The following is a 21900-nucleotide window of genomic DNA, read 5'->3' as shown; positions in this document are numbered from 1 at the left end:
CCGCCTGACGTGATCGCCAAGCGGGGAACCCGAAATTAAGCGTTGATCTCGGCTTCGAAAGCCCATTCCAACCAAGGCAGCATGGCCTGGATGTCAGAGGTTTCGACGGTGCCGCCGCACCAGATCCGCAGACCGGCAGGGGCATCGCGGTAGGCGCCGATGTCCAATGCGACATCCTCGTCCGCGAGACGTTTCGCGACAGCTTTTGCGAAGGCTGCGCCGTCTGTGATCCGGTCGTCATTGAATTTCAGGCAGACCGATGTGTTCGACCGTGTCGCCGGATCAACCGCAAGGAATTCGATCCAGTCATGCGTGTCCACAAAATCCGTGATCGCTGCCGTATTCGCATCGGCGCGCGCGATCAGACCTTGCAGGCCGCCGACGGATTTCGCCCAATCAAGCGCCAGCAGGTAATCTTCAACGCAAAGCATCGAAGGCGTGTTGATCGTCTCGCCCTTGAAAATCCCGTCGATCAGCTTGCCACCTTTGGTCAGGCGGAAGATCTTGGGCAGGGGCCAAGCAGGCGTATAGTTTTCAAGCCGCTCGACGGCACGAGGGCTGAGGATCAGCATGCCGTGTGCTGCTTCGCCGCCCAAAACTTTCTGCCAGCTGAACGTCGTCACATCCAGTTTGTCCCACGGCAGATCCATCGCGAAGGCAGCCGATGTCGCATCGCATAGTGTCAGCCCCTTGCGGTCGGCAGGGATAACATCGCCCGTTGGGACGCGCACGCCAGAGGTTGTCCCGTTCCAAGTGAAGCACACGTCGTTGTCGTAGTTCAACGCCGACATATCGACAATTTGACCATAATCCGCGGTATGTACCGTATGCTCGATCTTGAGCTGTTTCACGGCGTCGGTCACCCAGCCTGCGCCGAAGGATTCCCATGCGACCATTTCCGCAGGGCGTTCGCCCAGCAACGACCACATCGCCATTTCATAAGCGCCAGTGTCAGACGCCGGAACGATGCCGATCTTATAGTCAGCAGGCACGCCCAGAATGTCGCGGGTGGTTTCAATTGCTTCAAGCAATTTCGCTTTGCCCGGTGCCGCGCGGTGGCTACGCCCCAAAGGCGCGCTCGCAAGCTTGGTCAGGTCATAAACGGGGGGTTTGGCGCACGGGCCAGAGGAAAAACGCGGATTCGTGGGCCGCGAGGTCGGTGTCGTAATAGCCATGTAGCTACCCTTTCAGATAAGCGCCCTTCGTTGGGGAAGGGTGTCCCACGTGCTGGAATACGCGGGGCGAAAGGGCGCGGCAAGCCCCCAAATCAAGCAAAATTGATGCAAATGCTGGGTAATTAGCTGAACCGAGAGGTGATGTTTCCTATTGGAGACAACTTAGGGCGACGGCGCTTCGGAATTAACTTCATGTTCACCCGTGGCTGGCAGAACGGACGCCAATCTGATTCTGATGTTGAAGGACCTATGCCCGAACCGCCCGTGCGTCATATCTTGATCGTGGTTGAAAACCTACCCGTGCCGCTCGATCGCCGGGTCTGGCTGGAAGCGACGACTTTGGTCCGCGCAGGCTACCAAGTCTCTATCATTTCGCCCACGGGTCAGGGATGGGTTGCGCCATTTGAACGGCGCGAAGGCGTGGATATTTACCGGTACCCCGCTGCTCCTGAAACCGGAGGCGGCGCGGTTTCATATGCAACGGAATATGCTAGCGCAATCTGGCATTGGTTTCGGCTTGCGCGGCGTATTTGGCGGCAAAACCCTTTTCAGGCGATCCACGGGTGCAATCCACCTGATCTGATCTGCCTTCTTGCCATGCGGTACCGACGCAAGGGCGTTTCTTATGTGTTTGACCAGCACGATGTCTGTCCAGAACTTTTTGTCGCCAAGTTCGACAAACAAGGCGTAGGTTACCACGTCATGCGAAAGTGTGAATTGCTCAGCTACCGTGCTGCATCGGTGGTGATATCCCCGAATGAAAGCTTTCGCGAAATCGCGATGACACGGGGCGGCAAATGCCACGACGACATATTCGTTGTGCGCTCCGCTCCGAATCTGACAGATTTTACGCCCGGGCCAGGGTCGCAGAGATACCGGCGCGAGGGAGAGACGCTGCTTGGGTATGTCGGCGTGATCGGACAGCAGGAGGGAATGGATCTGTTGCTTTCCGCGGCGCATCACCTTGTGACCTCGGGCACGCGCGATATCCACTTTTTGATTATCGGCTTTGGTCCCTCATTGCCTGACATGAAACGTCAGGTCGGCGACCTTGGGCTGACGGGTTACTTTACGTTCACCGGCGCACTTTATGGCCGCGCTTTGGTGGACGCTTTGAACACGATAGACATGGGGCTTGCGCCAGATCCCTGCAATGCGATGAACGACATATCATCAATGAACAAGGTGGTTGAATACATGGCGCTGGGCAAACCTGTCGTTCAGTTCGACCTGACCGAAGGACGGCGCACCGCCGAAACGGCCTCCCTCTACGCGGCTTCAAATGATCCGATCCGATTTGCCGATTGCATTAAACAGCTCATCGACGACCCGTCATTAAGAGCGGCGATGGGGAAGGCCGGGCGCGAGAGGGTCGTGAATGCGCTGGCATGGTCTTCGTCAGAGCCGCATCTCTTGGCGGCATATACGCGACTTTGCGACGAGCGCCTGCGCTGAGTGGCCGGCGCAAACCATAATTTACCCTAAATTACATCATGCAGTGGAACGGGTTCATAGCCGTCTTCGTGGTTGGAACGCGTCATGATGAACGGCTTTTCTACACAGTCATTCAAATTGGATGTTTTTCCTTAACCCCGTAGTAAGCCTGTCCCCATAACCATTGATGCATCGACCTTTCCCCGGGCCTGAGCCGAAGAAGGAGTTTCCGGTGCATCATACAAATGTCTTTAAACGCCAAGCCCATCCACGCGTGAACACCCTGCGGCGAAGCGATCTGCATCGGGAGCTTTATCGTCTATATGGGAAGCGCTGTTTTGACATCGTCTTTTGCATTTTATCTGCACCGATCGTGGTTCTCGTGATCTGCCTTCTTGCCTGTCTTGTGTCAGCAACTGGGCAGTCTCCGTTCTTCAGCCAAGAACGCGTCGGCAAAGATGGGCGGGTCTTCAAGATGTGGAAGCTGCGAACAATGCATCCCCATGATCCGCACTCGTTAAGAGACTATTTAGCACAAAATCCAAAGGCCAGGGATGAATGGCGACAAAACCAGAAGCTGCGCCACGATCCCCGTGTCACAACGGTGGGCCGGTTCTTGCGGTGCACGTCACTGGATGAACTGCCCCAGTTCGTCAACGTGCTGAGAGGAGAGATGAGTCTCGTCGGGCCCCGACCCATGTTGGTGTCTCAAAGGGGGCTTTATCAGGGTGACCACTACGAAAGAATGCGGCCGGGGATCAGTGGGAACTGGCAGGTTTCATCCCGGAACAGAGCAAGGTTTTCAGAGCGCGCAGAGTTCGACACGCACTACTTCAGCGTCCTGTCACTGTCCGAGGATCTGCGAATACTAAAGGCAACCGTGGGTGTCGTGTTGCGGGCGACGGGGTGCTGAAGCTGGCGACGGTTGATTGCGGGGCTGCCCTTAGTGTCGTGATCGTCAGCTACAACACGCGGGACTTGACGCTTAGGGCGATAGAAACGCTGTATGAACATACGCAGTTGACTCAATTTGAGTGTATTGTTTGGGATAACGCCTCCTCTGACGGTTCGGCTGACGCGATAGCTGCTGCGTTTCCGCAGGTCCGGCTGGTCCGCTCGGCGCAGAATTTGGGCTTCGCGCGCGCGAATAATCTTGCCGCGCAGCAGTGTTGTTCCGATTATCTACTGTTGCTGAACCCTGATACCGAACTTCATACCGATGCGGTCGATCAACTCATCGCCTTTGCGCGCGAAAATCCGCAGGCGGGGATATGGGGTGGGCGCACCATTTTTGCTGACGGGTCGCTTAATATCGCGTCTTGTTGGGCGCGGCCCACCGTGGCCAGCCTGTTGTTCAAAGCGATCGGGCTCAGCACTGCTTTTCCGCGCAGCGCGGTGTTTAACCCCGAAGCCTACGGGCGCTGGCCGCGGAATTCTGTGCGCCCTGTCGATATCGTTGTGGGGTGTTTTCTGTTGATCGACCGTTCCTTGTGGCATCAACTGGGCGGCTTTTCGGAGAAATATTTCATGTATGGCGAGGATGCCGATCTTTGCCTGCGCGCGATTCACTTAGGGTATCAGCCGCTGATCACGCCGAAGGCGCAGATCGTGCATCATGTCGGGGCCTCTACCGCGGTGACAGAGGCAAAGGCGATCGCGGTGATGACATCGCGTGCGTCATTGGTCCGCGATCACTGGCCGGCGTGGCAACAGGGGGCGGGGGTCTTTCTGATGTGGCTTTGGTCGGCGCTTCGGTATTTGGCCACGCGGCCGTTCGTGGCTTCGCGCAAGGCGCAAAGACGGGCGCGGGCGGCGCATTGGGCGGCGGTCTGGGCCGCCCGCAAAACATGGTTGCGGGGGTATGATCAAGCATAGCGTTGCAACAGTTCCTTCGCCCAAAGCGTCGGAGAATACCGTTCGACATCGTGGATACGCGCAGGGGCAAAACGCCCCAGGTAGCCAGAGGTGACAGAGAAGGTCGAGCGGCGGGAATAGATCAGGTGATCACAACGCGACAATTGCCACATGTCGATCAGGGCATTTTCCGCCTCTTGCAGCGGGTTGCATGTTGTATCCGGCCCATGCAAACGCGCGCCGGCAGGGCCTAGCCGTTTGGGATGGGTTATGACCTTGTCGAACGCACGCTTCAAACGATCCTCTATCTCGGCACTGTCCGTCGCAAGAAAGATGGTCGCGGTCGGATGGCGGGCCTTTAGCTGCTCCAGGGTCTTTAGCACCGGGCGGAGTGGGATTTTTCGATCGGTGAACCTGATATGAACCCCGATGCTGGGCAGTTTTGCCGTGGGGCGCATGTGCGATAGCGCATGGCGGACCCGTGCGTTGGGGGTAAAATAGCGGCCGAGATAATCGGCGAAAATCTCGCGCTCCCCCCGTTTAGCAAAGCGTGCATCCCGGCGCAGGTGTTGTCGCATGCGGCCCAGCTTTGGCAGGTAAGACCAATAGACCGCCACCGCCTGAGACTGGTCCAACCGCTTGAGATCCACGCAAAGCCGCCGATAGCCCCACGGGTTTGAGTGTGACCGCGGCATATAGGTGTCGATCATGTCTTGGGGCTGGCGATGCAGATTGCCAGCCCAGATCGCGGGGCAAACATCGGCCCCGTCATCCATTGTGGCACCCCCAATCGCTTCGTCCCCGATCGGAGACTGGAACAGCAGCGGATAAGCGTTTTCACCAAGCGGCGCATAGCTGCCGTCGCGCCAGTCGATCACGGGCTTGCGGTCGGAGAGATCAGCGTAAACCAGACCCGAGATCGCAGACAGGATGCGGTTGCCCAATCCGCCCTTTCCCTTGATCACCAGTGTTTTTGATTGCATCCGTCGATACACACCCTCCGCTCATCGTTTGACGCTCACCATCCCGCAGATATCTTTCCAAAGTCTTAACCGGCCTAAGGCAGACACCGGAATCCGCATCGAAATCGAATAAAATCCATATCACCGCTTGACCTTCCATTAACTGGAAGCCCTATCTGAGGGGCAAGACACCCCAAGGAGACGACTGATGGGCGATGTAGTTGCGATAAATTTTGGAATTGGCGGTATGAATTGCGCCTCTTGCGTGGGGCGGGTCGAGACCGCGCTTGGACGCGTGGAGGGTGTGCAGGACGCCCGCGTGAACCTCGCCTCGGAAACGGCGTCGCTGCAGGTGGCATCGGGTTTCGACCCCAAGGATGCCGTCGCCGCACTTGCGACCGCAGGCTACCCCGCCACCGTACAAACGCGGCGCTATGCCATTGAAAACATGTCCTGTGCATCCTGCGTCGGGCGGGTCGAACGCGCCTTGGCGGCCGTGCCGGGTGTGGTCGATGTCAGCGTCAACCTCGCCCGGGAAGAGGCCGTGGTGCAGTCGCTTACCGCAGAGCCGGATGCCGCCATTGTGCAGGCTGCGCAAGCCGCGGGCTACCCCGCCACCCCTGTGACGGACACCGCATCTTCCCCCGCACCGGACCGCAAGGTTGAAGAAGCCGCGCATCTTAAACGTATGACGCTGCTCGCCGCGGCGCTGACCCTGCCGGTGTTTGTGCTCGAGATGGGCGGCCATATGATCCCCGCGTTCCATCATTGGGTGATGTCGACGCTGGGGCAGCAGCTGAGCTGGTCGATCCAGTTCGTACTGACCACCATCGTTCTGGCATGGCCCGGGCGGCGCTTTTTTGTCACCGGCGTGCCAGCGCTGTTGAAACGCACGCCTGACATGAACTCTCTGGTGTTTCTGGGGGCCACGGCGGCATGGGGCTTTTCCACCGTGGCGCTGTTCTTGCCACAGTTGCTGCCCGCCGGTGCGCAAGCGGTCTATTTCGAAGCCGCCGCGATGATCGTCACGCTAATCCTGCTGGGGCGCACGCTAGAGGCGCGGGCCAAGGGCCAAACCGGGCAAGCGATCCGCAAACTGGTCGGGCTGCGCCCTAAAACCGCGCGGGTAGAGCGAGACGGCAACGTGTCAGAGGTTGCGATCGACGCGATCACCGTCGGCGATCTGATCCATGCGCGCCCCGGTGAAAAGATCGCCGTAGACGGGACCGTGACACGTGGCAGTTCCTATGTCGATGAAAGCATGATCACCGGCGAACCCGTGCCCGTCGAAAAGCTGCCCGACACGCGTGTGGTCGGGGGGACGGTGAATGGCACCGGTGCGCTGGTTTACCGCGCGACCCATGTGGGCGCGGACACGACCCTGTCGCAGATCGTGCGCATGGTCGAGGACGCCCAAGGCGCCAAGCTGCCGGTGCAGGATATGGTCAACCGCATCACCATGTGGTTCGTGCCCGTCGTCATGGCGATTGCCGCGGCCACCTTCCTTGTCTGGCTGGCGTTCGGTCCGCAGCCGTCCTTGGGGCACGCTCTGGTGGCAAGCGTCGCGGTGCTGATCATCGCCTGCCCCTGTGCGATGGGGCTGGCCACGCCGACCTCTATCATGGTGGGCACGGGGCGAGGGGCCGAGATGGGCGTGCTGTTCCGCAAGGGGGACGCGCTGCAGGTCTTGGCCGAGGTCGATACCATCGCGCTTGATAAAACCGGCACGCTGACCGCCGGGCGGCCCGAGGTGACGGATCTGGATGTCTTCAACGGCTGGTCGCAGGCCGATGCGTTGCGGCTCGTTGCGTCGGTCGAGGCACAGTCAGAGCACCCGATTGCCAGCGCCATCCTGCGCCATGCCGAAACACAGGGGCTGTCGCTGGCAGCGGTAACCTCTTTTGCCTCGCAAACCGGCCACGGTGTACGCGCCGAAGTCGAAGGGCATCGCGTGCTTGTCGGGGCGGACCGTTTCATGCAGGCCGAAGGGGTCTCTCTCGCCGCGGCAGAGGGGCGGTCGGCAGCATGGGGGGCAGAGGGCAAGACACCGCTTTTCGCCGCCGTGGATGGGGCGCTTGTCGCGATGATCGGCGTCGCCGACCCGATCAAGGAAACGACGCCCCAAGCGTTGGAGGCACTGCACGAAGCGGGGCTGAAAATCGCGATGATCACCGGTGACAACAAGGCGACGGCACACGCGATTGCCGACCGTTTGGGGATCGATACCGTGGTCGCCGAAGTGCTGCCCGACGGCAAGGTCGCCGCGCTGGAGGACCTGCAACAGGCGGGCCACAAGGTCGCCTTTGTCGGGGACGGGATCAATGATGCGCCCGCGCTGGCGGGGGTCGACGTGGGTATCGCCATCGGTACCGGAACGGATGTCGCCATCGAAGCGGCCGACGTGGTGTTGATGTCGGGCGATCTGCAAGGGGTGGTGAACGCCCTGCACATCAGCCAGCACACCATGCGCAATATCCGGCAGAACCTCTTCTGGGCCTTTGGCTATAACGCGCTGCTGATCCCCGTTGCAGCCGGTGTGCTCTATCCGCTGTTCGGCGTGCTGCTGTCGCCCGTGCTTGCCGCCGCCGCCATGGCATTGTCGAGCGTCTTTGTCCTGTTCAACGCCCTGCGCCTGCGGTGGATCGCCGCCGCAGCAACCGCCTAATTCAACGAAAGGAGACGTCTATGAACATCGGTGACGTGTCGAAAAGCGCAGGTCTGCCTGCCAAGACCATCCGCTACTACGAAGACATCGGTCTGATCACGCCCGCGCGTGACACCAACGGGTATCGCAGCTTTTGCGACAGCGACGTGCACAAGCTGACGTTTCTGGGCCGTGCGCGGGCCTTGGGCTTCACGATCGAGAATTGCCGCGACCTGCTGGCGCTTTGGGATGATCAGGATCGCGCCAGCGCCGATGTCCGTGCCATCGCCCAGCAACATTTGGCGCAGATCGAAAGCAAGATCGCGGACCTGCAAGATATTCGTCAGACCTTGACCCATCTGGTGCATGAATGCGCTGGCGATGACCGCCCCGACTGCCCGATCTTGCAACGGCTCGAAAAGCTGTAGTGCGCGTGTCTACCGGCGCAGCAGGTAGATATCCATGATCCAGCCATGGGCGGCGCGGGCCTCTGCCCGTGTTGCGATGATGCGGTCGCAGACCTGATCCAGCGGGCCTGCGATGCGACGCTCGTTCGGCATGCCGGCATAGGCGGTCCACCAGATGTGTATGTCGCTGTGCTGCCGCAACACCTCGAAGGCGCAGGTGCCGTCCAGCATGACGGCAATCGTATCCACACCCTGCGGCCAACCATGATCGCGCAGCTGCCGTCCGGTGGTGATCGTGACGGGATTGCCGATGGTGTTCAGCGGGATCGCATGGCCCGCCGTCAGTACCTGAAGCGAGGTAATCCCCGGCACGACATCGACGGTGAGTGTGACGACCTTTTGCAACCGCTCCGCAATGCGCAGGGTGCTGTCATACAGCGATGGATCCCCCCAAACGAGAAAGCCGACACGGCCGCCTTGGGGCAGGGTGCGCTGCATCTCGGCCAGCCAGACCTGTGCAATGGCATCATGCCAATCGTGGACGCCCGCGTGATAATCAGGGTTGGCGGCGTCGCGTTTGGGCAGGGTGAATTCGTGAATTTCAGGCCCGTCCGACCGCAGCACCTGGGCGCAAATCTCGTGCCGCAGGCCAGCCAGATCATCCTTGCCCGCGCCCTTGGACGGGATCAGGATCACATCGCAGGCATTCAGCGCGTCGATGGCTTGTAATGTCAGGTGTTTGGGATTGCCGGACCCGATGCCGATCAGTGAAAGCGTAAACATCTTGAGGCTCCGGCAGGGGGTGACGCGGCCCGCAGAGTAGGGGGCCGCGTCGGGTCTTGGATTATTCAGCGGCAGTCTGTGTCAGACGTTTGGTGAACAGCGCGCTGCCTGCGAAATCGCGCAGGGTTTTCGCGGCGGCGAGCACGGCCAGATCCACCAGCGGCTCGATCAGGATGACCATCATATAGGCCCCGCCAAAGCTGGCTACAGCGGCGATGTTGCTGGCGGCAAAGCCCTGACCGTAGATGGCCCAGAACGCCACCCAGCCCACAACGCCCGCCTGAAACGCGGTCGACAGCTTGAGCGCTTGAACATAGGTCAGATCAACATAGGCGGTGTTGGGCGCAATGATGCGTTTGGCCAGCGCCGAGACCATGAACAAGGGCACCAGCAGCGTGGTGACGTTCATCGTGTATTGCGGCAGGTCGATGGGGGCAAAGAACACGCCCTGCGCCAGCAGACCAAGCGCCAGACCGGCAGCCGCAGGGGCCACGCCGAACAGCAGGAACAGGGTCGACCCTAGGATCAGGTGCACTTCGCTCACGCCCACGGGGAAATGCGGGAAGACCTGAAAAAAGACAAAGGTCAGCGCGGTGGCCACCATGGCCCCGCCAGCAAAAGGCACGACGCCTTTCTCACGGACAGAGTCCATTGCGGTTTTCGCGGTATAGGCCGCAGCACCGGCGGCGGTGCCATAGGACAGGACCAGCTTGGCGCCGGTCACGACTTCGGGTTCGATATGCATATTCAGGTCTCCTTACCGTCTTCCCCGACGGCATAATGTGAAAGCCGCCCCGGGGGGGCAGCCAGTTGGATCGGGGATCATCCCCATGACGGCAGGTCTCCTGACTTTGTGCGTCCATGCGTGCCGCGCCTTCCCAGGCGGTCTGGCCCAGTGGCAATGCGGGTTGCTCTTCACTTACAGGTGCGGGGGCAGTTCCGGATTTGGCACCTTTGCTTTGGCACCGCACCGTATTCCCTTTTCACCCCGATTGCCCGAAGGCGCACGGGGAACCGTCCGGAATAGGTGGTCATTTTCGGGCCGGTTTTGTCAAGTCATCTATTCGGTCAAAGGCCCGTAAAGGATCAGCGCAGGCGCTGACGTTGCGGGATCTAGCGGCAGATGGGCAAGGCTTTCCACGGTGTGGCGGCTCAGCTTTTGATCGGGGGTCGATACCGCCTCTGCCAGCAGGGCAGGGGTCGAGGGGGGCAAGCCCGCCTCGATCAGCCGCGCGGCGAAATCCGCAAAGGTGCGCCGCCCCATGTAGACGACCGTGGTCGCCGTAGGGTCGGCCAGCGCCGCCATATTCAGATCTTCGGGCAAGGCACCCGATTCGCCGTGGCCGGTGATGAATTGCACCCGCCGCGCGGTCAGCCGCCGGGTCAGCGGGATCATCGCCGCCGCCGCCGCCGAAGACGCCGCCGTGACGCCGGGGATGATCTCGAAGGCGACGCCTGCCGCTTTCAGCGCGGTCAGCTCTTCTTCAAGCCGGCCAAACACGCCCGCGTCCCCGCTTTTGAGCCGCACCACCCGCGCGCCGGTCAATGCGTGTTCGACCAGCAGGCGGCTCACGTGATCCTGCTTCGGAGACAGCCGTCCGGCGCGTTTGCCCACCCCGATCAGATCCGCCTCGGGCGAGACATGTTCAAGGATAGGACCCGCCGACAGATCGTCGAACAGCACGACTTCGGCCTCTTGCAACCGCTTTACCGCCTTCACGGTCAGCAGTTCAGGATCACCTGGACCGGAGGATACGAAAGAGACAAAACCGCTCATGACGCCCCCGCAATCAGGTGAAAGAACGTGCCGGTGGCATGGCCGCGGCGCGAGCCTGTCTCGGGCACTTCGGCCCCATTGGCATCGACCACCCGCGCCAGCGGCGTATCTGGTTGCGACAGGATCGTAGAATAGTGGAATTCATGCCCGCGCAACCGCGCGCCCGCGTCATAGCCGGGGCCGGGTTCGTTCAGCGTGGCAAGCCGGTAGCCCAGATGCATCTTGCGCTTCTCATAGCTGGTTTCCAGCCCCAGCAGCCCCGCCATCTGGTGCCGCACGCCTTCCTTGTCGACCAACCCGGCCCCCATCGCCATATAGCCCCCGCATTCCCCATGCACCGGGCGCGTCGTGGCGAACTGTTGCAGGCTGTCGCGGAACTGCGCGGCAGCGGCAAGGCGTCCGGCATGCAGCTCGGGATAGCCACCGGGCAGCCAGCAGATGTCGGCGCTGTCGTCCGGTGCCTCATCCGCCAGCGGCGAGAAGGGCAACACCTGCGCACCCGCGGCGATCCAGTGGTCCAGCAAATGCGGATAGATGAACGAAAACGCGGCGTCCTTGGCCAAAGCGATCCGTTGACCGGGGGGCGGGGGCAACACATCTGGCCCGTCGGGGATACTGCGCCCTTGGGCGGCAGAGACGATCAGATCAAGATCGATATGCTGCGCGATGAAGTCACCTGCCGCATCCAGCAGCTTCATCAGCTCGGGCTGTTCCTCGGCCTGCACCAGACCCAAGTGACGTTCCGGCAGCGTGACCGATCCCTGTCGGGGCAGCGCGCCCAGAACGGGGATGCCGACCTGCTCCATCCCCAGACGCAGCAGCGCCTCGTGGCGGGGGCTGGCGACCTTGTTCAGCACCACACCCGCGACATGCACATCCGGGCGCATCGTCTTGAACCCAAGGGCGGTGGCCGCAGCCGATTGCGCCTGACCCGATACATCCAGCAGCAACACCACCGGCCAGCCCGTCATGGCAGAGATATCCGCGCTCGCCCCGTTCGAGGTTTCCCCCGGTTGCGCCACACCATCGAACAGCCCCATTGACCCTTCGATCAGGGCCAGATCGCCGCCATGGGCGGTGCCGATCAGATTGCACAACACGCCCGAGCCCATGGCCCAGCTATCGATATTATAGGACGACCGCCCGCAGGCCGCGCGGTGGAAACCGGGGTCGATGTAATCCGGCCCGCTCTTGAACGGGCGCACGTCGACGCCGCGACGGCTGAGCGCGTTGAGCAGGCCCAGCATCAAGGTGGTCTTGCCCGTGCCCGACGCCGGGGCCGAGATCATCAGGCCCTTGGGCAGTTGCGTTGTCTCGATCATTCTGTGCCCTCTGGAAAGCGCGGCTCTGTGCCCACGGGGCGGAAACGGCGGTCGTAATCGCCAGCGTACAGACAGCTTTCGCGGAACTCCTCTGCCGTCAGCGCGCGGCCGACAAGGATCAGCGCCGTGCGCCCGCGTTCGCCGTCGGTGGCGTCAATCACGCTGCCCAAGGTCGCCCGCACCACCCGTTGATCCGGCCAGCTTGCGCGCCAGACGATGGCGACGGGGCAGTCTTCTCCGTAATGAGGGGTGAGCCGCGCGACCACATCATCCAGCACATGTACCGACAGGTGGATCGCCAGCGTGGCACCCGTGGCGGCGAAATTCTCGAGCGTTTCACCCTCGGGCATGGCCGAGGCCCGCCCCGAGGTCCGCGTCAACACCAGCGACTGCGCCACACCGGGCAGCGTCAGCTCGTTCCCCAAAGCGGCGGCGGCAGCGGCAAAGGCGGGCACGCCGGGGGTGATGTCATAGTCGATGTCCAACTCGCGCAAGCGGCGCAGCTGCTCGCCCATGGCGGACCAGACCGACAGATCACCCGAATGAAGCCGCGCCACATCCTGCCCCGCATCATCGGCGGCCTTGATCTCTGCCATGATCTCGTCCAGCGACAGCGACGCGGTGTTCACGATCTTCGCATCCGCAGGGCAGTAGGACAGCAGCTCAGACGGGATCAGCGATCCGGCATACAGACACACAGGGCAGGCCGCGATCAGGTCGCGCCCCCGCAGGGTCAGCAGATCAGGGGCACCGGGGCCCGCGCCGATAAAGTGAACAGTCATGGGGCAATTCCTTCCGCGATAGCTACGGTGGCCATGCCATTGGGGCTGGTCACACGCAAGGTCGTCAATTTGGCACCGCGACCGGCAACGCGCAATGCGGCGGCCTCGGCAAGTGATCCGGTCCCGAACCGCGCCTGCACGCGCGGCGACACGGTACGCGTCGGGATGTCTGCGATATCGGCTTCCGACAGTTCGATCAGCGGCAATCCCAGACTGTCGGCAAAGCGCCGTAGCGCCGGCGTCACCTTGATCGCGAGGGTCGCGAGCGTGTCCGGCCTGCGCCGTGTCAGCGCAAGGGCCGCGCGTAAATCCACCTCGGTCGCTTCAGCGCGCAATCCTATGCCCGCGACGATCATCGGGTCACGCTCCATTGCAGTTGCGGGCGGCTGGGGTGCCAGCCCTGCATGGTCCCCAAGGGGGCCGCCTGTGCCAGATCGATCCGCAGCAATTGCCCGCCGTGGATCCCTTGCCAGCGGATCAGCAAGGCTTGGGTTTCAAGCGCCACCGCATTCGCCACCAGCCGCGTGCCCGGCGTGATCCTGTCCCAGATCGCCTGCAAGACATCCTCTGACGCGCCACCCCCCAGAAAGACCGCAGCGGGCAGGGGCAGATCGGCCAGCGCATCGGGCGCCGTGCCCTGCACGCAGCGCATCCGACCCCCCAGCCCAAAGCGGCGGGCGTTCTCGGTGATATTATCGCAGCGGCTTTCGCGCGGCTCGATTGCGATGGACTGCGCGTGCGGCGCGGCCAGACACCATTCAACAGAGACAGAGCCCGACCCGCCCCCCACATCCCACAGCAGCTCCCCCGCGCGGGGGGCCAGCGCGGCCAGCGTCAACGCGCGCATCGGGGATTTGGTGATCTGGCTGTCATGGGCAAAAAGCGCCTCGGGCCGTCCGGGCGCGTGGCTGATCCCAGCCCCCCCCGACACCGCAATCGCCACCACCACAGGGGCGGCGACGCCGTCCAGGTCAAACGTCGCAGCATCGGCCGCGCGCGCGATTTCACGCGGACCGCCAAGCGCCTCCATCACCGTCAGGCGGGACGCGCCGAAACCCTGCGCGGTCAGATAGTCTGCCAGCGCCGCAGGGGCCGCACCATCGCGCAACGTGCAGATCAGCCGCGCACCGTCGGCCAGATGGGGCAACAACACCTCGAACGGGGCAGCATGCAGGCCAAGGGTCGTGACCTCCTCCAACCGCCAGCCAAGCCGCGCAGCGGCGAGCGTCATGCAGGACGGCGCGGGAAAGCAGCGCCATTCCGACGGGTCCAGCACCTGCGCCAGCGTACCGCCCACGCCGTGCCAGAACGGATCACCCGATGCGAGCACCACAACCGCACGCCCGCGATGTTCCAACACCGGCGCTACACTGAACGGCAGCGGCCATTCCCGCCCCCGCGCGCCCGCGTCACAAAGCGCCAGATGCCGCGCTCCGCCAAAGATCACATCGGCCTCTGCCAGCGCCTTTCGGCTTGCATCGGTCAGCCCAGCAAGGCCATCTTCGCCCAGACCGATCAGGGTCACCCAGGCAGCAACAGGATCAGCCATGACGCGCACCCTCATTCTTGGCGGCACGACAGAGGCGTCGAACCTCGCACGCGCGCTGGCCGACCGTGGCGATGATGCGCTGTTCAGCTATGCCGGACGCACGGCCGCCCCCGTGGCGCAGCCGCTGCCCACCCGCGTGGGTGGCTTTGGCGGCGTGGCCGGATTGCTCGATTTCATCGCACAAAATAACATCACCCGCGTGATCGACGCGACCCATCCCTTCGCCGCGCAGATGAGCCGTAACGCCCATGCCGCCAGCACGCAGGCAGGCATCCCGCTGGCCGCGTTTGAACGTGCCCCGTGGGCCGAGACTGCCGCCGACAATTGGACCCATCTGCCAAGTATCGAAGCCGCCGCCGCATCCCTGCCGCAGGTGCCGACGCGGGTCTTTCTGGCCATCGGCAAGCAGGCGCTGTCCGTCTTTGCCAACCATCCGCAGCACCATTATCTGCTGCGGCTGGTGGACCAGCCCGACGCGCCGCTGCCCTTGCCGCATACGACCGTGACCCTCGCCCGCGGACCCTTCGACGTGGCCGGAGACATCGCCCTGCTGCGTGACCACGGGACCAAGCTGATCATCGCCAAGAACGCCGGCGGCACGGGGGCCGAGGCCAAGCTTATCGCCGCGCGCGAACTGGGGCTGCGCGTGCTGATGATCCAGCGCCCCGCGGTGCCCCCTCGCACCACATTTGCGCGGCTCGACGATATCCTGGCGTGGCTTGATCATACGACGGACCGTGGCGTGTAGATATGTGTCCCGACGCGGCGGGTATCGGCGTTACCGACGATCACGACCGTGCGCATATCGGCCATCTCCGGCGTCGCTTCGGCCAGCGTGACGGTGCGCAATGTCTCGTCCGGGTGGCTGACGTTGCGCGCGAAAGAGATCAAGGTCTCCGGCCCGCAGGCCTCGCGCAGAATATCAAGCGCGGTGGCGAACTGATGCGGCCGCGAGGCCGAGCGCGGGTTGTAGAACGCCATGGCAAACCCCGCTTCCCCCGCCAGCCGCAGTCGTTTTTCGATCAGCGACCAGGGCTTCAGATTGTCCGACAGGTTGATCGCGCAGAAATCATGCCCCAACGGTGCCCCCAACCGCGCCGCCGCCGCGAGCATCGCGGTGATGCCGGGCAGGACGCGAATATCGATTGCCAGCCAGTCGTTCGGGCCTTTCTCCAACGCCTCGAACAGGGCAGAGGCCATGGCAAAAACCCCCGGATCGCCCGAAGACACCACCACAACGCGCCGCCCCGCCGCCGCCATTTCAAGCGCATGTGCGGCGCGGTCCAGCTCTACCCGGTTGTCGCTTTCATGCAGGGTCAGCCCGTCGCGCGGGGCAATCCGGCGCACATAAGGGATGTAGCCGACAATATCGGTCGCCGCGTCCACGGTGGCGCGCACCTCTGGCGTGACCAGCGCCTCGTCTCCGGGGCCAAGGCCGACAACGCGCACCCAGCCGGTCATGGCCGCCGTCCCTGACCATGCACGATCGCGATCGAGAAATAGGGCACGTCGGCCGGGACTTCCGTCAGCTTTTGCACCGTCTGCCCCGCCATCGTGCCTTTCTCCACCAGCCATGCGTCCTGCAAACGGCCCGCCTTGGTCAAAGCGCGCTTCAACTTATCGAGGTTGCGCCCGATCTTCATCACCACTAGCGCATCGGTATTGGCGGCCCGCGTGGCCAGCTCTTCCTCGTCCAGCGTGGCCATGAGCACGGTCAGCACATCATCGCCCCAGGTGATCGGATGCCCTGTCGCGGTCCAGCAGCCCGACATGCCGGTGATGCCGGGCACGATCTCGACCTCGGCGCGGCCCTGAAGGCGGCTGTGCAGATGCATGAACGACCCGTAAAAGAACGGATCCCCTTCACAAAGCACGATCACATCTTCGGTCTGGGCAAGGTCGGTCAAACGGTCAGCCCAATCGTCGTAGAAGGTCGACAGCAGACGGTTGTACTCAGGATCGCTGAAGTGGATCTCTGTCGTGACGGGGTATTCCATCGCATGTTCCACCGTCGTCTCGGCCATGATGCCGTCCACGATGGTGCGGGCCTGTCCGCGCCGTCCGGGTTTGCGGAAAAACGCGACGTGCTGCGCGCCAGTTAGCAGGCGATGCGCCTTGACGCTCATCAATTCGGGATCGCCGGGGCCAAGCCCGATGCAAATGACCTTGCCCATCGTTATTCCTTCCACGTGGCCAGCGCGTTCACCGCCGCCACTGTAATCGCCGAACCGCCCAAACGCCCCTGCACGATCATCGACGGCACGGGCAAATCCTGCATCAACGCCTCTTTCGATTCCGCCGCGCCGACAAAGCCGACGGGGCAGCCGATGATCGCCGCAGGGCGCGGGCAGTCGGGATCTTCGAGCATATTGAGCAGGTGGAACAGCGCCGTTGGCGCGTTGCCGATGGCCACCAAAGCCCCCGCCAGATGTGGCCGCCACAGTTCGAGCGCCGCGGCAGAGCGTGTGTTGCCCATCTGCTGCGCCAGCTCTGGCACCTTGGGGTCGCGCAGGGTGCAGATGATCTGGTTGTCAGCGGGCAAGCGCGTGCGGGTGATCCCTTCGGACACCATATGCGCATCACATAAGATCGGCGCACCGTCCGCCAGCGCCGCCCGTGCAATCTGCGCCATGTTTTCAGAAAACTGTACGTGCTTTTCCAACCCGACCAGACCGGCGGCGTGGATCATCCGAACGGCGACACGTTCCTCATCGGGGGTGAACCGCGCCAGATCGGCCTCGGCGCGGATGGTGGCAAAGCTTTCCAGATAGATCGCGGCACCGTTGGTCTCGTAGGTGTGGGGCACTCAAAGCCTCCTGTCTTGAATTTGGGTCACTGTCAGCGGCGCGCTTTGCGGCGGATCGCCTGCGCGCCCGTGGCGGATAAGGGTGAAATGCCCGTCATAGCTGGCGGTCAGCGTGACGGGGGCAGGGGCGGGATGGGCGCAGCCTTTGGCACAGCCCGAGATATGGATCGTGTCGTCGCTGTCTGGCGAGAGATGCGCGGCAATGGCGCGGGCGGCATCGCGTGTGTCCGACAAAGCCTGACGACAGCCGGGGGCACCGGTGCAGACCTGCACACGGCGGCGCGGATCGCGGGCGTCGGTGATGAAATCGGGCAGCGGAGCCGAGGGGGCGGCCCCTTCGATCAACACCATGCGCCAAGGAGTCAGCCGCAGGGCACCAAGCTCCGCCAGCTGTGCAAAGCTTTCCGCCGTGGTCTGGCCAAAGGCAAACCCGAGAAGCGTGCCTTGCGGGGTCACACCCGGCTCGGGGACGGGCGCAGTGGGCAGGGGGGCGGTATCAGAGCCAACAGGAGCCCCCCGCGTCGCGATATGCGCCGCCGTGCGCCCCCGCCCGTCGGTCACGCCACCGGTGTCCAGAAACCAGCGGGCCAGCGTCAGTGCGGCATCTGCGGCAGTCTCAACGCGCACCGACTGCCCCACCTCTGCCCCGTCCGCCCGGCAGATCAGGCCAGCGGCGCTGCGTTCGATCCGGATGTCGGCAGAGGTGCGCGTCAGCACAGGCCGCGCCCCGCAATCGATCGCAAAGCCAAACTTGCTGGGCAGGTCGGGTGCGCCATCATCGGAAAGCGCATGGGCCAGAGCTTGCGCCACGCGGTGGCTGTCGTCCCCATCCTGCCAGAACGGCGTCACGGTGATATTGCGCCGCGCCTCTGCCGCCAGATCGGCATCGACAAGGCCAATCTCGCGCAGCCCGTCGACCAATGCGGCATGGCTATCCGTTGTCACCCCGCGCAGCTGCAGGTTCGCGCGGGCCGACAGGTCGATCATCCCGTTGCCATGGGTGCGCGCCAGCGTGGCAACGCGGCGGATTTGGACAGGGCTCAGCCGCCCCATCGGCACACGCAGCCGCACCACCAGCCCGTCGCCCGACATCATCGGCCGCAGCGCACCGGGGCACCAGCCAAAGACCTGCGGCGCGCTCATGCGGGGGTGCCCAATTCGGCAAGGACAGAGTTGCGGCGCGACGTCCAAAGCCCCGCCCGGTGCAGCGCATCAAACCGCGCGCGCAACGCAGCAAGTGCTTGCGGGTTGGCGTCCTGCATAAAGTCGACCAGATCATCGCGCCCCAACGTGGCATCGAACATGGCGTCGAACAGATGGTCCGGCACGACGCCCGCCAGATGCGCAAAGGCGGCAAGGTGATCCAGCGTCGCGGCAATCTCGGCGGCACCGCGGAAACCATGCGCCATCATGCCAGTGGCCCAATCGGGGTTGGCGGCACGGGCGCGCACCACACGGGCGAGCTCCTCGGTCAGGGTGCGGGCACGGGGCTGGTCGGGGCGGGTGGCATCCAGATGGTACAGCGCGGCAGCCCCGCCCTTGCCCAAACGCTGCATCGCGGCGGCAAAGCCGGCCTCATGGGCGGCGTAATCCTCTGCCATCAGCAGATCGGTCTCGGGCAGGTCTTGCAGGTGCACGAAACTATCGGCCCGCGTCAGCTGCGTCTCAAGCGCGTCGCGGGCATAGGTGATCTCTCCGCGCGCGTCTATCGCGTAGGACGACGCAGCCAGCCACGCCTCGCCCGCCGCTGTGCGCGCCTCGTCGGAATAGTCGTCCATCGCGGTGCCGATGCCCAAACCATAGGATCCCGGGCGCGGGCCAAAGACACGGGGGGTCTGCACCAGATAGGGGTTATCAGCAGCCGTTTCGGGACGCTCGGCCAGCTTGGCGATTGCCGTCTCGAACAGCTGCGCCAGACCGGGGAACATATCGCGGAACAGGCCCGACACCCGCAGGGTCACATCAATGCGCGGACGGTTCAACAGCGCAAGCGGCAGAATGTCGAACCCGCTTACGCGGTCGCTGCCGTCATCCCAGCGGGGGGACAGACCCGCCAGATGCAGCGCCATGGCAAACTCTTCCCCCGCCGTGCGGATGGTGGCAGAGCCCCACATGTCCATGACCAACCCCTTGGGCCAGTCGCCGTGATCCTGCAAATGCTTGCGCAACAATTCTTCGGCCAGCTTCACCCCTTGGGTATAGGCCGCACGCGAGGGCACGGCCCGTGGATCGGTGGTAAACAGGTTGCGCCCCGTGGGCCGCACATCGCTGCGCCCGCGATAGGGGGACCCCGACGGGCCGGGGGGCACAAACCGCGCAGACAGCGCCGCGATCAGCCCGTCGATCTCGCCCGTCCCATGATCGCCTGCGCCAAAGACATGCAGCCCGTCGCCATATTGCGTTTCCTTGATGTCGCAGACAAAACGGTCAATGCGGGTCAGCGCCTCTGCCGCGCTGGCGCTGGCATCAAGGCCGAGGTCCTGTTCAACCCCGCGGCCCTGCGCCTCGGCTCGGATGTCCGCGATCAGCCGGTCGCGCCGCGCAGGGTCCAGCCCGTCCGCGGTCGAGTATTCATCCAGCAGCCGTTCCAACCGTCCGAATGCATCGGGCAGTTTCGATGTCACCAACGGGGGAGGCATATGGCCCACGGTCACGGCCCCGATACGGCGTTTGGCCTGCGCGGCCTCACCGGGGTCATTGACGATAAAGGGATAGATCACCGGCATCGGGCCGATCAACGCCTCGGGCCAGCAGGCGTCAGACAGGGCGACGGATTTGCCCGGCAGCCATTCCAGCGTGCCATGGGCCCCGACATGCACCATCGCATCCGCCTGCTGTTGCAGCCACAGATAGAACGCGACATAGCCCGGGCGCGGCGTGCGGCTCAGGTCGTGATAGTCATCGTCCCGTTCGGCCAGCGCCCCGCGTTCGGGTTGCAACGCGACCAGCAGCTTGCCACTGCGCAGCGCCGGAAAACAGAACGCCCCGTCGTGAAACAGCGGATCATCCTGCGGCGCGCCCCAGCTTTCGGTCAGGTCATCGCGCAACGCCTGTGGCAGCTTTGCAAGCGCGACCTCATACTCTGCCAGCGGCCAGCGGAGCGTTTCGGTGCCAAGACGGCCGGCAACCGTTTGCGTATCGGTAAAGTCCTGCGCAGCCACGTCATAGCCCTTCGCCGCCAGCTGCGCCGTCATCTCCCGCAACGAAGCCAGCGCATCCAGCCCCAGCGCATGGGCCATGTTCCAGTCTTTGCCGGGGTAGGTGGACAGCACCACCCCCACAGACTTTGCCGCGTTGTCCTGCACCCGTAGCTGGTGCAAGCGCTGCACGCGAGCGGCGATGAAATCCACGCGGTTCGCGTCGGCGCGATGGGCGAAACGGCTGTATTGCAGCGCCTCGTCCCGTTTGCCGGGCTGCTTAAAGCTGACGACACCGCCGAACAGACGGCCATCCACCTCGGGCAACACGACATGCATTGCCAGATCGGTAGGCGACAGCCCGCGCTCTGATCCGGCCCAATCGCGCCGACGCGCGGTCGATAGGGCGACCTGCACCACGGGGCAATCCGATGCGCCCAGAACGGAGGGTTCATCCGGCCCGCGCTGGGCGGAGAAAGCGGTGGCGTTCACGATCACCGCCGGATCAAGCCGGGCGATCTGCTGCGCGATCCACGGCGCGGTGTCTCCCTTGAGGCTGGGCGCGAAGAGCCCCACGGCGTCAAAGCCACGCGCGTCGAGCGCGGTGATCAGCGCATCCACAGGATCGGTATCGGCAGCCGTCAGATAGGACCGGTAGAAGGTCACAATCGCGCGCGGCTTGTCGGAGGGGTCCGGCGCGGGGATCACGCCGGTGTGGGGGCGGTAGAACCCCGCCTCGGGCACGGTCTTGGCCCCTTTGGCCGGCCCCGCGTAAAGCCCCGCGGCCAGCGACAGCTGCGCCAGTGCCGCCTGCGCAGCCACCGCGCCGCCCGTATCGCACAGATGTTGCAAGCGTCTTAACGTCGAATGCGGCAGCGTCGACAGCGCGTCGAGCCGCGGGTCGGGTTGCCCGTCCGCAGGCAGCACCGCCAGCGCGATCTGCTGTTTGCGCGCCATATCCTGCAAGGTCGCCAGCCCGTAAGGCCAATAGCTTTCCCCCCCGATCAGCCGCACCAATACCGCCTTGGCCCCCGCAAGGGTCTGTTCGGCATAGGTATCGACCGACAACGGATGTTTCAGCGCGACCAGATTGGCCAGCCGCAACGACGGCAAGCCCCCTTCCGCACGATGCCAGCCTGCCGCGAAAGCCCCCAGATCACTGTCCGAAAAGGACAGCACCACCAGATCCGCCGGCGTCTGCCCCAGGTCTTGGGGCAGATCGCTTTGGTCCAGTCCGTGGCTTTCGCGAAAGACGACATGCATGGCGG

Annotated in this window: 20 protein-coding genes and 1 riboswitch; of the genes, 6 read left to right on the top strand and 14 right to left on the bottom strand. The window is 63.6% G+C overall.

Features of this window, described 5'->3' with window-relative positions:
- Window positions 1-35: 35 nt before the first annotated feature.
- Complete coding sequence (locus tag ABM428_RS14370) at window positions 36-1175, bottom strand: phosphoserine transaminase (RefSeq protein WP_037966878.1); 1140 nt, start codon at window positions 1173-1175, stop codon at window positions 36-38.
- A gap of 141 nt (window positions 1176-1316) precedes the next feature.
- Between ABM428_RS14370 and ABM428_RS14365 the strand changes: the two genes are divergently transcribed.
- The 3 genes from ABM428_RS14365 (at window position 1317) to ABM428_RS14355 (ending at window position 4484) form a co-directional block, all read left to right on the top strand.
- A complete protein-coding gene (locus ABM428_RS14365) occupies window positions 1317-2630 on the top strand; it encodes a glycosyltransferase family 4 protein (protein WP_353628353.1) in 1314 nt (437 codons plus the stop codon).
- Window positions 2631-2841: 211 nt separating this feature from the next.
- Window positions 2842-3522 (top strand): sugar transferase, encoded by a 681-nt coding sequence (locus ABM428_RS14360; RefSeq protein WP_353628032.1) that lies wholly within the window; start codon window positions 2842-2844, stop codon window positions 3520-3522.
- Window positions 3516-4484: a glycosyltransferase family 2 protein gene (locus ABM428_RS14355; RefSeq protein WP_132998340.1), complete on the top strand. Its 969-nt coding sequence runs from the start codon at window positions 3516-3518 to the stop codon at window positions 4482-4484. Before ABM428_RS14360 ends, ABM428_RS14355 begins: the two co-directional genes overlap by 7 nt.
- On the opposite strand, the gene ABM428_RS14350 is transcribed toward ABM428_RS14355, so the two are convergent.
- A complete protein-coding gene (locus ABM428_RS14350) occupies window positions 4475-5446 on the bottom strand; it encodes a NodZ family protein (RefSeq protein ID WP_064215855.1) in 972 nt (323 codons plus the stop codon). The genes ABM428_RS14355 and ABM428_RS14350 overlap by 10 nt on opposite strands.
- A gap of 187 nt (window positions 5447-5633) precedes the next feature.
- Here ABM428_RS14350 and ABM428_RS14345 point away from each other — a divergent pair, with 187 nt between their 5' ends.
- Window positions 5634-8090: a heavy metal translocating P-type ATPase gene (locus tag ABM428_RS14345; RefSeq protein WP_353628031.1), complete on the top strand. Its 2457-nt coding sequence runs from the start codon at window positions 5634-5636 to the stop codon at window positions 8088-8090.
- A gap of 20 nt (window positions 8091-8110) precedes the next feature.
- Complete coding sequence (cueR, locus tag ABM428_RS14340; protein WP_005850098.1) at window positions 8111-8497, top strand: Cu(I)-responsive transcriptional regulator; 387 nt, start codon at window positions 8111-8113, stop codon at window positions 8495-8497.
- A gap of 9 nt (window positions 8498-8506) precedes the next feature.
- On the opposite strand, the gene cobF is transcribed toward cueR, so the two are convergent.
- The 7 genes from cobF to cbiE form a co-directional block, all read right to left on the bottom strand.
- Entirely contained in the window at window positions 8507-9259 is a 753-nt protein-coding gene (cobF, locus tag ABM428_RS14335) for a precorrin-6A synthase (deacetylating) (protein WP_340271242.1), read from the bottom strand.
- A gap of 61 nt (window positions 9260-9320) precedes the next feature.
- Window positions 9321-10004, bottom strand: a complete 684-nt coding sequence (locus ABM428_RS14330; RefSeq protein WP_009825407.1) for an energy-coupling factor ABC transporter permease — start codon at window positions 10002-10004, stop codon at window positions 9321-9323.
- Window positions 10005-10076: 72 nt separating this feature from the next.
- A riboswitch (cobalamin riboswitch) is annotated at window positions 10077-10293 on the bottom strand.
- 26 nt (window positions 10294-10319) lie between these two features.
- Window positions 10320-11036: a uroporphyrinogen-III C-methyltransferase gene (gene cobA / locus ABM428_RS14325; protein ID WP_132998337.1), complete on the bottom strand. Its 717-nt coding sequence runs from the start codon at window positions 11034-11036 to the stop codon at window positions 10320-10322.
- Window positions 11033-12358: a cobyrinate a,c-diamide synthase gene (locus ABM428_RS14320; protein ID WP_009825405.1), complete on the bottom strand. Its 1326-nt coding sequence runs from the start codon at window positions 12356-12358 to the stop codon at window positions 11033-11035. The genes cobA and ABM428_RS14320 overlap by 4 nt, the downstream gene beginning before the upstream one ends.
- Window positions 12355-13140, bottom strand: a complete 786-nt coding sequence (cobM, locus tag ABM428_RS14315; protein WP_132998336.1) for a precorrin-4 C(11)-methyltransferase — start codon at window positions 13138-13140, stop codon at window positions 12355-12357. The genes ABM428_RS14320 and cobM overlap by 4 nt, the downstream gene beginning before the upstream one ends.
- Window positions 13137-13496, bottom strand: a complete 360-nt coding sequence (locus ABM428_RS14310; protein WP_132998348.1) for a cobalamin biosynthesis protein — start codon at window positions 13494-13496, stop codon at window positions 13137-13139. The genes cobM and ABM428_RS14310 overlap by 4 nt, the downstream gene beginning before the upstream one ends.
- On the bottom strand, window positions 13493-14689 hold the full coding sequence (gene cbiE / locus ABM428_RS14305) for a precorrin-6y C5,15-methyltransferase (decarboxylating) subunit CbiE (protein ID WP_353628030.1): 1197 nt from the start codon (window positions 14687-14689) through the stop codon (window positions 13493-13495). The genes ABM428_RS14310 and cbiE overlap by 4 nt, the downstream gene beginning before the upstream one ends.
- Between cbiE and ABM428_RS14300 the strand changes: the two genes are divergently transcribed.
- Complete coding sequence (locus ABM428_RS14300) at window positions 14688-15437, top strand: cobalt-precorrin-6A reductase (protein WP_353628029.1); 750 nt, start codon at window positions 14688-14690, stop codon at window positions 15435-15437. The two genes, cbiE and ABM428_RS14300, sit on opposite strands and share 2 nt — an antisense overlap.
- Here the strand turns inward: ABM428_RS14300 and cobJ are convergent.
- From cobJ to cobN, 5 genes are read right to left on the bottom strand one after another with little or no spacing between them, the layout of a single operon-like run.
- Window positions 15413-16150, bottom strand: coding sequence for a precorrin-3B C(17)-methyltransferase (gene cobJ / locus ABM428_RS14295; RefSeq protein ID WP_348001364.1), 738 nt, complete (start codon window positions 16148-16150; stop codon window positions 15413-15415). The genes ABM428_RS14300 and cobJ overlap by 25 nt on opposite strands.
- Entirely contained in the window at window positions 16147-16863 is a 717-nt protein-coding gene (locus tag ABM428_RS14290) for a precorrin-2 C(20)-methyltransferase (RefSeq protein ID WP_353628028.1), read from the bottom strand. Before ABM428_RS14290 ends, cobJ begins: the two co-directional genes overlap by 4 nt.
- Before the next feature lie 2 nt (window positions 16864-16865).
- Window positions 16866-17495 carry a precorrin-8X methylmutase gene (locus ABM428_RS14285; protein ID WP_005850082.1) on the bottom strand — a complete coding sequence of 210 codons (630 nt, stop codon included), beginning with the start codon at window positions 17493-17495 and terminating at the stop codon, window positions 16866-16868.
- Entirely contained in the window at window positions 17496-18638 is a 1143-nt protein-coding gene (gene cobG / locus ABM428_RS14280; RefSeq protein WP_353628027.1) for a precorrin-3B synthase, read from the bottom strand.
- Complete coding sequence (gene cobN, locus ABM428_RS14275) at window positions 18635-21895, bottom strand: cobaltochelatase subunit CobN (protein WP_353628026.1); 3261 nt, start codon at window positions 21893-21895, stop codon at window positions 18635-18637. The genes cobG and cobN overlap by 4 nt, the downstream gene beginning before the upstream one ends.
- Between the last annotated feature and the right edge of the window lie 5 nt (window positions 21896-21900).

Origin of the sequence: Sulfitobacter sp. TCYB15, assembly GCF_040435955.1 — a bacterium.
GTDB lineage: Bacteria > Pseudomonadota > Alphaproteobacteria > Rhodobacterales > Rhodobacteraceae > Sulfitobacter > Sulfitobacter pontiacus.
This window is presented reverse-complemented; position numbering and strand designations above follow the sequence as displayed.